The sequence below is a fragment of the Chryseobacterium koreense CCUG 49689 genome, from assembly GCF_001045435.1.
GTDB lineage: Bacteria > Bacteroidota > Bacteroidia > Flavobacteriales > Weeksellaceae > Kaistella > Kaistella koreensis.
The window spans coordinates 234,768-249,592 of the sequence record NZ_LFNG01000012.1; the positions used below are offsets into that span (position 1 = coordinate 234,768).

Consider the following 14,825-nt stretch of genomic DNA (forward strand, 5'->3'; position numbering starts at 1 on the left):
TTCAACCCGGAAAGACCACGGTCGAATTTTTCACTTCCTTGATCGAAAATGAGCTGTGTGTACTGGCGATGTGCTGCATGGAGGTGAGTTTAGTCACCATGAACTCCCGGTATTCCTCAATGCTTTCAAGGCATATTTTTAGGATGTAGTCATAATCACCGCTTACGTGGAAACATTCCAAAATTTCGGGAAATTTCACTATTTCCCGCTCGAAATTGGTGATATGTTCCTTGGTGTGCTGCAACAGTTTCACATGGCAGAGCACCACGAAATCGCGCTTCACCAGTTTTTTGTCCACCAGTGCGACATATTTCGAGATCAGCTTGTTCCTTTCCAATTTCTTGATTCTTTCAAAAACTGCGGTGACCGACATTTCTAGTTGGTCCGCCAACTCTTTTGTGGTCTTTTTGGAATCCTGCTGAAGCAAAATGAGTAATTTCTTATCCTTTTCGTCAATATTCATCAGAATAATATTTGGAAATTTTAGGCCAAATTTAGCCAATATAATTTTTAAATCTAACATTTACATATAAAAGCAATTCATTTTCGGAATAATTCATCAATCATTGTTTTAAAATTTAAAAATTTCCACATTTACGCTATATAAAAAAATCAAACAATGGAAACTTTTAATGCGGCAAACAATATTCAGGATTTGCAGTTTTTCGGAGAATTTGGCGGGGTAAACCCATCTATTTCAGACAGTTCTACTTACACATTTCTTTCTGCCAAAACAATGTTCGACACTTTTGAAGGAAATACGGACGGTTGTTATCTTTATTCCAGACATTCTTCGCCCAGCAACCTTTATCTTGCGAAAGCACTCGCCAGTTTAGAAGGAACTGAAGGAGCGAATGTGACCGCTTCGGGAATGGGTGCGATTACTTCCAGTCTCCTGCAACTCTGCAAAAGCGGAGACCATATTGTTTCGAGCAGAACTATTTATGGCGGAACTTATGCCTTTATGAAAAATTTCTTGCCGGATTTCAAAATACAAACCTCATTTGTGGACATCACCAATCTGGAAAAAGTGGAAGCGGCCATCAACGAAAACACCAAGGTCATTTATTGCGAATCAGTAAGTAATCCCCTTTTGGAAGTTGCAGATATAGAAGCGCTTTCGCAAATATGCAAAAAGCATCATTTGAAATTGATTGTGGACAATACCTTTTCGCCGCTCTCCATTTCACCGCAATTGCTGGGAGCAGATATTACGATACACAGTTTGACGAAATTCATCAATGGAAGCAGCGATTCGGTAGGTGGAGTTATTTGTGCTGACCAGCAATTCATCGATGATTTGAAAAGTGTAAATACCGGAGCCTGCATGCTGCTTGGACCGACCATGGATAGTCTGCGCGCATCAAGCATTCTGAAGAATTTGCGGACTTTGCATATCCGAATGAAGAAACACAGTGAGAACGCTATGTTCCTGGCAGAAAAATTCGAAAAAGACGGACTGATCGTGAAATATCCCGGATTGAAAAGCCACAAAAATCACGAGCTTTACAAACGAATCATGCACGCCGAATACGGATTTGGCGGCTTGCTGACTTTGGATGTGAAAACGGTGGAAAAAGCCAATGAACTGATGGAGTTGATGCAAAATGAAAATTTGGGTTATCTGGCAGTGAGTTTGGGATTCTATAAAACTTTATTTTCCGCCTCGGGAAGTTCCACTTCCTCTGAAATCCCGGAAGAGGAAAGAATGGAAATGGGTCTTTCTGATGGACTGATTCGTTTCTCCATTGGTCTGGACCACGATATCGAGAGGACTTACGAAAAGATGAAATGGTGTATGAAGAAAGTGGGGTTGATTTAAAACCGACCATAAACGCTACCAAAAAAATTCCCGCCTGAAAAATATTCCGGCGGGATTTTTTTTATATGACTGAAAATTTAACGAAAAATATAGCTTAATCCAACACTTAAAACCTGTTCAGATTTGCCTTTTGCAATATTAGGATCCGATCCTGGTTCACTCATCAATCCTTTGTAGGTATTGCTTAGACCAATATCATAACGCGCGGTGAGTTCCAATTGACGCTTTAGGGAATACCCTAAACCCAGACTCACGGCAAAGTTCAGACTTGCCGCTTTTCCGTTAACTCCTGGATATTCAGGTAATTGATCCACCGCATAATACGGTTTACTTGGATCCGTCACCTTCTGATCAATCAGGATATTGAATTTCGGACCGGCAATCGCAAAAAATTCTGATTCTGCTTCTGACAAATATGCTTTGAAGTAAATCGGAACGCTGATGTAATTGTTGGCATACACCGCATCATAACCTTTACTTGATTGGGCATTTTTGTCTTTTCCGGTTTCTCCCGCACCCCAATACTCCACCTCCGGTTGCAAATAAAACTGATCATTTTGGCCAATTGGAATCTGCGCCAAAGCACCTGCATAAAAAGAGTAACGTGGTCCGCTGGGATTATGCGCATTACTAATTCTGGAATAAGTGGCACCTGCCGTTAATCCAAATCGGGTATTTTTCACATCAATTTGTGCAAATAGGCAAACTGACGCAAAAAGCCAAGAACCCACTAATATTTTTTTCATGATGTTGTGTTTTTTGTTTTTATCAGCCAAGAACTTTGGCCACAGTAGAACCGATCTCAGCGGGTGAATCCACCACATTGATTCCGTTTTCTCTCATGATGGCCATTTTTGCCTGTGCGGTATCTTCAGCCCCACCTACGATTGCACCGGCGTGTCCCATGGTTCTTCCTTTCGGTGCGGTTTGTCCGGCGATGAATCCGACAACAGGTTTTTTGGAACCGCTTGCTTTGTACCATCTTGCAGCTTCAGCTTCCAGATTTCCACCGATTTCGCCGATCATCACTACTGCTTCTGTTTCAGGATCGTTGATGAAGAGTTCCAAAGCTTCTTTTGTAGTAGTTCCGATGATGGGGTCACCTCCGATTCCGATCGCGGTTGAAACACCGTAACCTGCTTTCACTACTTGGTCTGCAGCTTCGTAAGTTAATGTTCCGGATTTGGAAACGATACCCACTTTTCCTTTTTTGAAAACAAATCCGGGCATAATTCCGATTTTTGCTTCGTCTGAAGTGATGATTCCCGGACAGTTTGGTCCGATCAGTCGGCAATCTCTGTCAGCAATATAAGATTTCACTTTCACCATGTCTTCCACCGGAATTCCTTCGGTGATGGCAACGATTACTTTGATTCCTGCTTCCGCCGCTTCCATAATTGCATCTGCAGCAAATGCAGGTGGCACAAAAATAATAGAAACATTTGCTCCGGCTTTTTCTACCGCATCTGCAACCGTGTTGAAAACCGGTTTTCCTAAATGCTCGGAACCGCCTTTTCCTGGAGTAACCCCACCTACCACATTGGTTCCATACTCGATCATCTGACCTGCATGGAAAGTTCCCTCATTCCCTGTAAAACCCTGTACGATTACTTTTGAATCTTTGTTTACTAATACTGACATTTTTTATTTTTTATGTTTATTTTTTTATTTAAATACGTACAAAAATACTTAATAAAATTCGAAATCCTGCGAGTCTTGCGGTCTATTTCAAATTTTTTAGCTTCACTTCCTTGCGCAGATAATCCCGGAATTCTTCCGCGATGGGCCCAAAGTAGGTTCCTTTTTTCAAGTCACGGTTTACTCCGCATTTTGCCAAAAGCACGGTGCCGCTTTCAATTCGAATTCCTGAAGCCATGCCGACCTGCCCCCAAATGGTGACCTCGTCCTCAATCACACAGCAACCCGCAATTCCGGTTTGCGAGGCGATCAGACATTTTTTTCCGATTACGGTATCGTGGCCTATCTGGATTTGATTGTCCAAAACAGAACCTTCACCAATAACTGTAGCATCCGTGACTCCGCGGTCAATGGTACATCCGTTACCGATTTCCACATTATTTTCAATGACCACATTTCCAACTGAAATCAGCCGGTCAAAATTTCCATTCAGTTTTCGGTAATAAAACGCGTCTCCGCCCAAAACCGTGTTGGATTGAATGATGACGTTGTCGCCAATGACGGTTCGGTCACCAATGACCACATTTGGAAAAATGTGGCAGTTTTCTCCAATTCTCACGTCATTTCCAATGACTGCGGAAGGATGGATCTTCGTTCCGTCACCGATTTCCACATCATGAAGTTCTTCTGTGAAATTGTAGATTCTGGTGAAATGGGTATTGATTTTGTTAAAATCCCTAAACGGATCATCTGAAACCAGCAATGCTTTTCCATCCGGGCAATCCACTTCTTTGTCAATGAGAATAATGGTTGCGGGAGAATTCAGTGCTTTTTCGTAATATTTTGGGTGATTCACAAAAACGATTTCACCCGGTTTCACCATGTGGATTTCATTGGTTCCAAGAACTTGAAAATTCGCGTCACCAATCATTTTAGCCCCGATTAATTCAGCAATCGTTTGGAGGGTCTGAGGATTTTTGAAAGTCATTATTGATGGAGAAGACTTATTCTAGATTCGTATTTCGCAAATTACTTCACTCTTTCCAAATAAGATCCGTCTTCGGTGTTGATTTTAATCTTATCTCCCGGCTCGATGAACAGCGGAACCATCACTCTGGCTCCGGTTTCCACGATCGCGTTTTTCAAAGCGTTGGTCGCGGTGTTTCCTTTTACTCCGGGATCGGCTTCGATGACATCCAAATAAACGGTTGGCGGAATTTCTGCTGAAAGAGGTGTTTCATCAGCTTCTTTCAAAATAATGGTCACTTCTTCACCCGCTTTCATGAATTGGGAATTCTCAATCATTTCTTTGTTCAGATAGATTTGGGAGAAATCGTCATTATTCATAAAGTGGAATCCATTGTCGTCTTCATAAAGGTACTGGAACTTTCTGGTGATTACTTTTACCTCGTCAATTTTGTGACCAGCAGAAAAAGTATTGTCGATTACTTTTCCGTTGGTTACCGATTTCAGTTTAGTTCTCACGAAAGCTGGACCTTTGCCCGGTTTCACGTGTAAAAATTCGATTACTTTGAAGATATCGTTGCTGTATTCAATGCAAAGTCCCTTTTTGATATCGTTGCTTGTTGCCATCTAAAAAATTAAGTTAGTGTTTATTTTCGTTATTGTAAATTTAAAATATTTAATATCAGATGCTTATGAATCTTTTCCGGTTCCGTAACCCTTCACGATTCCTCTTGGTGAGTTTCTGATGAATTCTAGGATTTCGTCTCTTTCTGCTGTTGGGAGCATTTCCTTTTCAATAAAAGCAGAAGCTTGCGAAACGTTCATTTTCATTTGGAAGATTGCGCGGTAAATTTTTTGGATTTCAAAGATTTTATCGTTGGTAAAACCTCTTCTTCTCAACCCAACAGAATTAATTCCGGCGTAAGACATGGGCTCTCTTGCTACCTTCACATAAGGTGGGATGTCTTTTCTCACCAAAGTTCCACCGGAAATCATCACGTGTTTCCCGATTTTTCCGAACTGGTGAACCGCTGAAAGTCCGCCCATTACGGTGTGGTCACCGATTTCCACATGACCTGCGATTCCGCAGCCATTCACGATGATCACGTTGTTCCCGATGACGCAGTCGTGCGCAATATGGGAAGTCGCCATGATGAGGCAGTCTTTTCCAAGTTTGGTATAGCCGAGTGCTTTTGTTCCCCTGTTCACCGTGACACATTCTCTGATGGTAGTTCCATCACCGATAATCACCTGCGTATCTTCGCCATCAAATTTCAGATCCTGGGGAATCGCGGAAATAACTGTTCCCGGAAAAATACGGCAATTTCTACCGATTCTGGCCCCGTCCATGATGGTCACATTAGGTCCTATCCACGTTCCTTCACCGATTTCCACATCACCTGCAATGGTAGTAAAAGGTTCTACGATGACGTTTTTCTTGATTTTTGCACGTTTGTCAACGGCAGCTAATTGATGTACCATTTAGTCTGGATTATTTTTTGCAACTTGCGCCATCAATTCAGCTTCTACCACTACACTGTCACCAACATATCCAAATCCCTGCATGTGTACAATCCCTCTCCTGATGGGAGTTATGAGTTCTATTTTGAAAACCATGGTATCTCCTGGAACCACTTTTTTCTTGAATTTCACTTTATCGATTTTGATGAAATAAGTGGAATAATTTTCCGGATCGGGAACACTTGCCAACACCAAAATTCCACCGGTTTGCGCCAATGCTTCCACCTGCAGAACTCCCGGCATCACAGGTTCTTTCGGGAAATGCCCCACGAAGAATGGCTCGTTCATGGTCACATTCTTTAACCCAACCACGTGGGAATCCGATAATTCCAATACCTTATCGATCAATAAAAACGGAGGTCGATGCGGCATCAATCTCATGATTCCATTGATGTCGAAAACCGGCTCTTTATGGATGTCTATATCCGGGACATTTTTTTTCTTTTGCAATTTCCACTGTCTGTTTAATTTTTTTGCAAACTGGGTATTCACGAAATGCCCTGGTTTGTTTGCGATGACTTTACCTTTTAGTTTCACGCCGACCAAAGCCAAATCTCCGATCACATCCAATAATTTGTGTCGGGCGGCTTCATTTGGATAATTGAGATTTAGATTGTCTAAAATTCCATTCGGACGAATTGAAACCTCCTCTTTATTGAAGGCTTTTTTGAGTTTTTCCGCGGTTTCCGGAGTCAGTTCCTTGTCCACATAAACGATGGCGTTTGAAATATCTCCCCCTTTAATCAAACCTGCATCCAGAAGCATTTCCAGCTCGTGAAGGAAGCTGAAAGTTCTTGCCGAAGAAATCTCCTCCTTAAACTCTGAGATGTCTTTCATGGTAGCATTCTGAGTTCCCAACACTTTAGTGCCGAAATCAACCATGGTGGTCACTTCATAAGTATCGGAAGGAATGATGGTAATTTCCGAACCGGTTGATGGCTCGACATAATTCAAAACCTCCCGGATTACCAAGTATTCTCGGTTTGCATTCTGCTCTACAATTCCGGCTTTTTCGATGGCTTCCACAAAAAATATCGAGGAACCATCCATAATCGGCGGCTCCGCGCTATTAAGTTCCAGAATGGCATTGTCCACATCACATCCTACCAGTGCTGCCAAGACATGTTCGCAGGTATGGATTTTCACACCCAGTTTTTCCAGAGTTGTTCCTCGTTCGGTGGTGGTCACATAATTCACGTCTGCTTCCACATGTGGAGTTCCTTCCAAATCGGTTCTCACAAACACAAAACCGGTATTTTCTTTGGCCGGCTTTATGGTGAGCGTGACTTCATGACCTGTATGAAGACCAATTCCGCAAAGTGAAACTTCTTCTTTTAATGTTTTTTGTTTATCACTCACTAGTTTAATCTTTTGAGTTATTTTCAAGTTCTTTTATTCGTGCTGCCATTTCATTCATCTTCGACACAATTTCGGTGAAATTTCTAAAATGGACATAATTTCTTCGGTAATCGCTGGCGCTGATCGCAGGTGAACCATAAAGGATATCGCCATCTTTTGTGCTGCTGTTCACTCCACTTTGGGCCTGGATTTTCACTTGGTTTCCAATTTGGATGTGGCCCACAATTCCGGCTTGCCCGCCGATCATGTTCCAATCGCCGATGACAGTGGAACCAGCGATTCCTGCTTGTGCGGCGATCACGTTGTTTGTTCCGATTTTCACGTTGTGGGCAATTTGGATCAGATTGTCTATTTTCGTTCCTTTTCCGATAATGGTGGAACCGATCGTTCCTCGGTCAATACTGCAGTTGGAACCAATTTCCACGTTATCTTCCACCACCACGTTTCCTAGTTGGGGGATTTTTTGGTATCCTTCTTTGGTGAGTTGGAAACCAAAACCATCCGAGCCGATGACGGTGTTGGAATGGATGATGCAATTATCGCCGATAACGCAGTAGTCATAAATTCTAACCCCGCTGTAAAGCACACAGTTTTTGCCGATCTTCACATTTTTGCCGATATAGACGTGGGGATAAATTTGGGTCTCGTCGCCGATTTTCACTTTTTCAGAAACACAGGTGAATGCGCCTACATAAACATTTTCACCAACCACAGAAGTTTCGTGAAAAACTGCTCCGTCTTCGATCCCACTTTTTCTACCCTGCATTTCTTTGTAAAGATTCATCAAAATCTGAAATGACAAATAGGCATCTTCCACCACTATGATGGTTTTTGAGTAGTCTTTTTTGGTCAAAAGTTTTTCTGAAACAATCAGCACCGAACACTTCGAGGACTCTATAAAGTCTGCAAATCTTTCCTGCGCAACGAAAGAAAGATGGCCGTTTTCCCCACTTTCGATTGGCGAAACACCTGTAATCACGGCATTTTCATCACCAATAATTTTTCCGTTGACAAAACTTGCAATCTGAGAAGCTGTAAATTCCATATCCTGCAAAGATAAGAAATTATGAAATACACGCTAAATTTTTACGAATTTTAAGATTCAAATTTCCCTTGGAAAAGACAAGATATATTTCGTATTCATTTGACTGATGGATGAAGAAAGAATCTGGTTCTCAGAATTTTCCAGCGTGATTTTCAGTCCGTTTTTTTGAAGGAGGTAAATGGGCTGCTTTTCGGAATTGTACGGAAGCAGACTTCTGGAGATTTCGTCCACCAATTCGGCACCATTTTCAATATGGAACTTTTCGTTCGTTTTCGTTATTTTTTCCTTAATAAAATCTGGTTCAAATGGTTTGGATGAAATGATGGTTTTGGGCAAATTTCTCTGAATCACACATTTGCACAGGTAAGAGAGCACAAAATCCTCGTTGGTGGTCCAGAATTTCATCGCCTGAATCACATCGTTATCGTCCAGTTCCGTGAATCGCTGAATATCTTCGCCGGTTGCTTTTTCAAAGTGATTTCTATGCAGAAAATATTTCAGGTTCTCTGATGCGGGCAATTCTTTCCCTTCGGAAACCAGCTCTTTCGCCCGTTTCAGGATTTTAACCAAAAGATGTTCCGCCAATGCCGATGTTTTGTGGTAATAAACCTGCCAATACATGAACATTCGCGCCGTGAGGTAATTTTCGATGGAATAAATTCCCTTCGCATCGATCACCAGTTCCTCATCGGAAACATTCATCATGGAAATAATCCGCTGGGTATTGATATTTCCTTCGGAAACCCCGCTGAAAAAGCTGTCCCGCCGCAAATAATCCAACCGGTCCACATCCAGTTGTGATGAAATTAGCTGGTTGAAAAACTTCCTATGGTATTTTCCCTGAAACATTTCCAGCGCCATTGAAAGTTCACCACCGAATTGCTCATTCATTTTATTCATCAGCAAAAGTGACAATTTTTCATGGTGCCAATCATCCATCAGCATATTTTCCAGCGCATGGGAGAAAGGACCGTGTCCAATATCGTGGAGTAAAATGGCCAGCATCGCAGATTTTTCTTCCTCTTTCGAAATCGTTATTCCTTTTAATTTTAAAGTTTCCAACGCCGTAAACATCAGATGCATCGCACCTAAAGCATGATGGAATCTGGTGTGTGTGGCACCGGGGAAAATCAAATTCAGCAAACCGGTTTGGGAAATCCGCCTTAATCTTTGAAAATAGGGATGCTCGATGACATCAAAAATAATTTCATGCGGCAAATTGATGAATCCGTGAACAGGATCGTTGATGATTTTGAATTTGTTAGTCAACATCGAGGAGTATTTTGGTTCCATTGCGGCCATTGATGCAGCAGTCACCATTAGACGCACAAAGTTAAGTTTTCTTTTTATTCCACGGACTATTTGGCAATTTAAACGGTTGTTTTAAAATTAACCAAATTTTAACGTCCTATTAAAGAAATCTTGGCAAAGTTTGGTTGTATTTTTGATGCACCTATAAGCTGGATAAAATTCTCCAACTTACAATTAAAACAAAGAAATATATGGCAAAACTGATTTGGATAGATGATGAAGTAGATTTACTAAAACCCCATATCGTATTTTTAGAAAGCAAAGGCTATGACATAACTCCCATAAACAATGTCAATGAGGCATTGGAAATGATTGAGAAAGAAAATTACCAATTGGCTTTGCTGGATGAAAATATGCCGGGAATAAGCGGTTTGGAAGCGATTCCCATGATTAAAAATATAGATTCCGCCATCAAAATTGTGATGGTGACCAAGAATGAGGAGGAGCAAATCATGGAACAGGCGATCGGTTCCCAAATCGCAGACTACATCCTGAAACCCGTGAATCCAAACCAGGTTCTGCTTTCGCTCAAGAAAAACCTGCAGGAAGAATCTTTGGTGGAACAGAAAACGATTTTGGAATATCAGCAGGAATTCCGGAACCTTTCCATGGAACTTTCTTATCTGAAAACCTACCAGGATTGGGCGGAATATTACAAGAAAATCCTGAACTGGGAAATTAAATTCGACAAAGTTTCCGACAATGAATTTGCGGATTTGCTGCAGTCTCAAAAGGAAGAAGCGAACATCCAGTTTGCCAAATTTATCGAGAGAAATTACGAGGATTGGCTGCATGGCGGCGACAAGCCGATGATGAGCCACACCTTATTCAAAGATAAGGTGAAAGCAGAAGTAGAAAAAGATAAAGTACTCCTATTAATGGTGGACAATCTGCGGTATGACCAGTGGAAAGTCATCGAACCGCTTTTCACCAAATATTACAACAAGACTTCGGAAGATTACTATTTTTCGATCTTGCCCACTGCGACACAATATGCTAGAAACTCATTTTTTGCCGGACTGCTTCCGTCTGAAATCGAAAAAAGATTTCCGCAGTATTGGTTTAATGACAATGAGGAAGGCAACAAAAATGAGCATGAAAGGGATTTCTTGGAGGACCAGATGAAGCGTTTGGGACTTTCAGCGAAATCAATGAAATACCTGAAAATCCTGAATGCCGATTTTGAAAGAAAAATCTTCGACGATTTCAACCAGCACAAGCACAATGATTTGCTGGTCATCGTTTACAATTTTATCGATATCCTTTCCCATGCGAAAACCGACAATGTGATTGTGAACCAGTTGATTCGGGATGACAAGACTTTCCGCTCGCTGACTTATAATTGGTTTGAAAATTCATCTTTAATGAAAATCATCAAGGCAGCGGCTGAAAATGGCTTCAAACTCATTATTACTACCGACCACGGAACAATCTATGTGAAAAAACCGAGCAAAGTAGTGGGCGACCGGGAAACCTCCACCAATATCCGGTACAAAACGGGACGAAGTTTGACCTACGAAAACAATGATGTTTGGGCAATTTCTAATCCTGAGAAACTGTTTTTACCGAAGGGAAATCTGAGTTCGAAATATATTTTCGCAAAAAACAACATCTTCTTGGCCTATCCGAAAAATTATAACCACTTCGTGAATTATTATAGGGACACTTATCAGCACGGCGGAATTTCATTGGAAGAATGCATAATTCCGATCAGCATTTTGGAGCCCAAATAGTTTTTTTTTCATAGTTTATTTGATTTGGGTTCTTGGGGCGGAAAATACCACTGTTTTTTCCGCCCTTTTTTGTGGCCTTGCTAATTTTATGCCATCACCGAAATTAGGCGTTATAAAAAACCATTAGTTTTAGTTCTTAAAATCCTGATGCGTAGCGTTTAAGGAAATCGAGGCATGAAATTCGAGTTGTTCTTTACTATTAAGAAGACCTTAAAAAAAATAGTCCATCCTGTGCTACAGCACATTTGCGATGAAGGCGAATTTTGAAAAATCCAACGACAGATTAAAACTAAAAATTGACCTTACCGAAAAACGCCAAAAATGGGTCGCCGGACTTTGGGATTCACCAAATGAATTGGCCCCGAAAATCCCTTTCTTTTAATCCGGTTTAAAAATATCCTGCAGCCTGTTTCTCACCCATTAGTCAGGATGCGCTGTTTTGGGTAATTCCCTTTCGATCGGTCGGCTATTTTCCGGTCTGTTTTCGGGTCCATCACCGTCTTTATCTGATTTCCCCACTCTTCATTGATCATGCGGCTGACACGGGTTTTGCCTTAAGAGAACACTTCTATACTGCCTATTTAGCATACTATATCCATACTATATCTATACTGTATTCATGCTGTATCTTATAATGTACTATCTTTGGATAATACTTAAACCTATTTGATATGGCAGAACTTCAAGGTATTCTTAAATTTACAGGAAAGCTGGATGGGCTTTCTTTTTATAAAATGGGCGGCAAGATCATCGTGAGAAAGCCGGGTGGTTTTGACGGTGAGAAAATCCGGAAGGAGGAAAAGTATGCCAATGTGCGGAAAAACGCCTCCGAATTTGGGCGGTGTTCCAGTTTTGGCGGGAAACTGCGGCGGGCGCTTCAGCCTTTTGCAAAGGAGCTCCATGATCCGATTCTTCATGGGCGAATGGCGAAGATGCTGCACGAAATCATGAAGCTGGACCGGGAATCCGCCAAAGGGGAACGCAGCGTATCAAAGGGGCTGCAGCACCCGGAAAGCGGCACGGTTCTTAAAAGCTTTTTATGGAACGCGTCTGACGGGGAAAGGTGTCGGTATTCTTTTGCGGAACGGAAGCTGTTTTTTGACCGTCTGCCGGAGGAAAGTGCGAAAGCGGAAGTCACGCTGCGGTTTGTTGATTGTGATGAAACACAAAATTCTTTGCGCTTTTTTGATGTCGTTTTTGAGGTCTCACTACCCTGTTCTGAGTTTTTTATTCCTGAGGATGAACGATTTGAAACGGTTGGTGACGGTTGGTTAAAATTTGCGTTGATCCGTTTTTTTGATGGGGATGGGTATTTGATGACGGGGAAAACGGCGGTGGTTTTGGGGTAGGATTTTCTGGGGATTATTTCTTTTTTTTGGAAGATCGCTGATTGATTTGCTGGGAAGTGAAGACATTTTGGAGTGTGGTGGAATATTAAAGAATTCAAGCCCATACTATTAAGAGGTTCACATGTGTGTTCATGGTGAATAAAAATCTTTTAGAGCATTGCATGTAAATAATTTGCGGTGTTGTGTAAGCCAATTTTTCTCATTGTTTCCAACACCTCATAATCGTCCATTGCGGGATTTTTACGGTTGAGTACCATTTCCCGAAATGCTTTAACGGCAATTTCAGGATTGAGATCTATAATCTCCGTCAAAAAATCGTCTGCGCTTTGTGCGGTCAGTCCGAAAGTTGCAATGTATTCCTGTGGAAAATCTTTCAGATTATTAGTAACAATGACGTTGGCGTTGGATTTTATTGCGGCGGCGAGCGCATGTCGGTCATCAGGATCGGGAAGTTCCAGCATTTCAACCAAGGATTCATAATTTCGGACCAACGCATCGGGAAACGCCTTATTTGCATTTCCTATTCTTCTCTGGATTTCTTCTTCACTCTTCCCTTTTCTCATGAGCACAACTTTCCATTCTTCACAAATATTCCCGCTCCATTTGGGTGTATAAAGATCATAATAAGCCATCCAGAACAGGAGATCCCGTATGACGATCGGATACATGACATTGGTATCCAAGACAGCTTTGAATTTTACGCTATGTATCATACAATCCGTCTTCTTCGTCGGTTTGCATTATTTCGATGATGTGCTTTCTTTGTTCATCCTTCATTTTTTGGCGGTACGTCATTACATCTTCGAACATGATGCGGCGGTGCTTTCCAACTTTTACAAAATCGATTGCTCCTTCTTCCAAAAGTTTAATTAAATGTGGGCGTGAACAGCCTAAAATTTCCGCCGCTTTTTGGGTGGTAACCTCTGTGGCTACCGGAACCAGGGAAATTGGATTTCCTTCGCTCATCGATTTTAGAATATCTCCCAAAAGTTTCAATGCGCGGGACGGAATGATGATTTTAGCCTTTGTTTCTTCAATTTCTATCTCTGTATCATCACCGCTAATTTGCTGTAAAGCAGCAGCCAGAGCAGTATATGACTGTATTGCAGTTTTTTGTTCGGCTTTGGTGGGTTTTTTTATGTTTTGTAAAGTTTCCATTGTCAACTATTTCAGATTGTTATCCGAACAAATATAAACAAAATATATGCAATAAACGAAACAAACGAAATAAAATTTATTAGATTTTAACCATTACAAAAAAAATCTCCTTCGCGTTAATGATCCAAATGATGAAAAGTTTGCAACTGTAGATGATCGTTGGTTAAAACCTGCTGAACGCTTCTCACCGAATAAGCATGGCCATATTGACCTTCAAAGAGGTATTCTTTTGGTTTGTATTCTTTATAATAACTTCTTAAAAGTTCTAAAACAGCGTGCGGCAAGTTGGTATATCGGTCTTTTTTTCCTTTGGCTCCAGCAATTAGAACGAGCATATCTTCAGAATTGATGTGTGAGATTTTAAGGTTCACAATTTCAGAGACCCTTAAACCCATTCCGTAAGAAAGTTGTAGCATTAAGAGGTGTTTAGCATTTTCAGTTTGTTCAAAAATTTTTTTGATCTCTGTTTTGGTAAGCATCTTGGGAAGAAGTTTTGGTGTTTTAGGACGGGGGATGTCGAAAATCTTGGGAAGAAGTTTTGGTGTTTTAGGACGGGGGATGTCGAAAAACATTTTTTCTCTATGCAATACTTTTTCGAAATAAAATTTTATGGCATTAATCCTGCTGTTGAGGTGGTTTTCTTTTATATTTTCTTTTTTAACACAATAGAGAAAATAATCTTTAAGCCTTTCTTGAGAAAGTTCATTTACGGAATAACGATTAAGAGTTCTCAACAAATGAGCAAACTCTGCCGTATATGTTCTGATGGTATTGTTGCTGTAAGCTTTCAAATACAGCTGATTGATGTATTTTACAAATGCCTCCTGGTTCACTGGAGCTATATTTACCAGAAGATCGGTGCCAATTTCTCTGTGATTAATCTGCAAAGCAGAGCGTACAGAAGGTAAATCCGGCAGATACCA

15 protein-coding genes are annotated in these 14,825 nt (G+C 41.1%); 3 read left to right on the plus strand and 12 right to left on the minus strand.

Translation table 11 applies throughout. The features are described from left to right. Window position 1: 1 nt before the first annotated feature. Window positions 2-463: an Lrp/AsnC family transcriptional regulator gene (locus tag ACM44_RS10200; protein ID WP_048499960.1), complete on the minus strand. Its 462-nt coding sequence runs from the start codon at window positions 461-463 to the stop codon at window positions 2-4. Between the two features lie 156 nt (window positions 464-619). Between ACM44_RS10200 and ACM44_RS10205 the strand changes: the two genes are divergently transcribed. Beyond that, window positions 620-1,822, plus strand: coding sequence for an aminotransferase class I/II-fold pyridoxal phosphate-dependent enzyme (locus ACM44_RS10205; RefSeq protein WP_048499922.1), 1,203 nt, complete (start codon window positions 620-622; stop codon window positions 1,820-1,822). Between the two features lie 77 nt (window positions 1,823-1,899). Here the strand turns inward: ACM44_RS10205 and ACM44_RS10210 are convergent, their stop codons facing one another. The 8 genes from ACM44_RS10210 to ACM44_RS10245 all read right to left on the minus strand — a co-directional run bounded on the left by ACM44_RS10210 (window position 1,900) and on the right by ACM44_RS10245 (window position 9,623). Continuing rightward, on the minus strand, window positions 1,900-2,568 hold the full coding sequence (locus ACM44_RS10210) for a porin family protein (RefSeq protein ID WP_048499961.1): 669 nt from the start codon (window positions 2,566-2,568) through the stop codon (window positions 1,900-1,902). A gap of 22 nt (window positions 2,569-2,590) precedes the next feature. Beyond that, complete coding sequence (gene sucD, locus ACM44_RS10215) at window positions 2,591-3,463, minus strand: succinate--CoA ligase subunit alpha (RefSeq protein ID WP_048499923.1); 873 nt, start codon at window positions 3,461-3,463, stop codon at window positions 2,591-2,593. Between the two features lie 82 nt (window positions 3,464-3,545). Then, window positions 3,546-4,448 (minus strand): UDP-3-O-(3-hydroxymyristoyl)glucosamine N-acyltransferase, encoded by a 903-nt coding sequence (locus ACM44_RS10220; RefSeq protein ID WP_048499924.1) that lies wholly within the window; start codon window positions 4,446-4,448, stop codon window positions 3,546-3,548. Between the two features lie 41 nt (window positions 4,449-4,489). After that, the gene (gene efp / locus ACM44_RS10225) at window positions 4,490-5,053 is read right to left on the minus strand and encodes an elongation factor P (protein ID WP_048499925.1); all 564 of its coding nucleotides are present in this window, start codon (window positions 5,051-5,053) and stop codon (window positions 4,490-4,492) included. Between the two features lie 63 nt (window positions 5,054-5,116). Then, window positions 5,117-5,908, minus strand: coding sequence for an acyl-ACP--UDP-N-acetylglucosamine O-acyltransferase (lpxA, locus tag ACM44_RS10230; protein WP_048499926.1), 792 nt, complete (start codon window positions 5,906-5,908; stop codon window positions 5,117-5,119). After that, window positions 5,909-7,306 (minus strand): bifunctional UDP-3-O-[3-hydroxymyristoyl] N-acetylglucosamine deacetylase/3-hydroxyacyl-ACP dehydratase, encoded by a 1,398-nt coding sequence (locus tag ACM44_RS10235; protein WP_048499927.1) that lies wholly within the window; start codon window positions 7,304-7,306, stop codon window positions 5,909-5,911. Window positions 7,307-7,310: 4 nt separating this feature from the next. Further along, entirely contained in the window at window positions 7,311-8,351 is a 1,041-nt protein-coding gene (gene lpxD, locus ACM44_RS10240; RefSeq protein WP_048499928.1) for a UDP-3-O-(3-hydroxymyristoyl)glucosamine N-acyltransferase, read from the minus strand. Between the two features lie 57 nt (window positions 8,352-8,408). Then, entirely contained in the window at window positions 8,409-9,623 is a 1,215-nt protein-coding gene (locus ACM44_RS10245; RefSeq protein WP_083993712.1) for an HD domain-containing protein, read from the minus strand. 230 nt (window positions 9,624-9,853) lie between these two features. On the opposite strand from ACM44_RS10245, the gene porX reads away from it, so the two are divergent. Together porX and ACM44_RS10255 are read left to right on the plus strand one after the other, a co-directional pair. After that, entirely contained in the window at window positions 9,854-11,395 is a 1,542-nt protein-coding gene (porX, locus tag ACM44_RS10250; protein WP_048499929.1) for a T9SS response regulator signal transducer PorX, read from the plus strand. Window positions 11,396-12,066: 671 nt separating this feature from the next. Next, on the plus strand, window positions 12,067-12,744 hold the full coding sequence (locus ACM44_RS10255; protein ID WP_048499930.1) for a hypothetical protein: 678 nt from the start codon (window positions 12,067-12,069) through the stop codon (window positions 12,742-12,744). A 149-nt stretch (window positions 12,745-12,893) separates the two neighbouring features. On the opposite strand, the gene ACM44_RS10260 is transcribed toward ACM44_RS10255, so the two are convergent. The 3 genes from ACM44_RS10260 to ACM44_RS10270 form a co-directional block, all read right to left on the minus strand. Further along, a complete protein-coding gene (locus ACM44_RS10260) occupies window positions 12,894-13,457 on the minus strand; it encodes a PIN domain-containing protein (RefSeq protein WP_048499931.1) in 564 nt (187 codons plus the stop codon). Then, window positions 13,447-13,902: an excisionase family DNA-binding protein gene (locus ACM44_RS10265; RefSeq protein WP_048499932.1), complete on the minus strand. Its 456-nt coding sequence runs from the start codon at window positions 13,900-13,902 to the stop codon at window positions 13,447-13,449. Before ACM44_RS10265 ends, ACM44_RS10260 begins: the two co-directional genes overlap by 11 nt. A 116-nt stretch (window positions 13,903-14,018) precedes the next feature. Continuing rightward, on the minus strand, window positions 14,019-14,825 hold an 807-nt coding region (locus tag ACM44_RS10270; RefSeq protein ID WP_152669335.1), incomplete at its 5' end, for a tyrosine-type recombinase/integrase.

Bases quoted from the DNA above. Each gene is read 5' to 3' on its own strand.
- ACM44_RS10200 (WP_048499960.1), bottom strand. From the start codon at position 463: ATGAATATTGACGAAAAGGATAAGAAATTACTCATTTTGCTTCAGCAG.
- ACM44_RS10205 (WP_048499922.1), top strand. From the start codon at position 620: ATGGAAACTTTTAATGCGGCAAACAATATTCAGGATTTGCAGTTTTTC.
- ACM44_RS10210 (WP_048499961.1), bottom strand. From the start codon at position 2,568: ATGAAAAAAATATTAGTGGGTTCTTGGCTTTTTGCGTCAGTTTGCCTA.
- sucD (WP_048499923.1), bottom strand. From the start codon at position 3,463: ATGTCAGTATTAGTAAACAAAGATTCAAAAGTAATCGTACAGGGTTTT.
- ACM44_RS10220 (WP_048499924.1), bottom strand. From the start codon at position 4,448: ATGACTTTCAAAAATCCTCAGACCCTCCAAACGATTGCTGAATTAATC.
- efp (WP_048499925.1), bottom strand. From the start codon at position 5,053: ATGGCAACAAGCAACGATATCAAAAAGGGACTTTGCATTGAATACAGC.
- lpxA (WP_048499926.1), bottom strand. From the start codon at position 5,908: ATGGTACATCAATTAGCTGCCGTTGACAAACGTGCAAAAATCAAGAAA.
- lpxD (WP_048499928.1), bottom strand. From the start codon at position 8,351: ATGGAATTTACAGCTTCTCAGATTGCAAGTTTTGTCAACGGAAAAATT.
- ACM44_RS10245 (WP_083993712.1), bottom strand. From the start codon at position 9,623: ATGTTGACTAACAAATTCAAAATCATCAACGATCCTGTTCACGGATTC.
- porX (WP_048499929.1), top strand. From the start codon at position 9,854: ATGGCAAAACTGATTTGGATAGATGATGAAGTAGATTTACTAAAACCC.
- ACM44_RS10255 (WP_048499930.1), top strand. From the start codon at position 12,067: ATGGCAGAACTTCAAGGTATTCTTAAATTTACAGGAAAGCTGGATGGG.
- ACM44_RS10260 (WP_048499931.1), bottom strand. From the start codon at position 13,457: ATGATACATAGCGTAAAATTCAAAGCTGTCTTGGATACCAATGTCATG.
- ACM44_RS10265 (WP_048499932.1), bottom strand. From the start codon at position 13,902: ATGGAAACTTTACAAAACATAAAAAAACCCACCAAAGCCGAACAAAAA.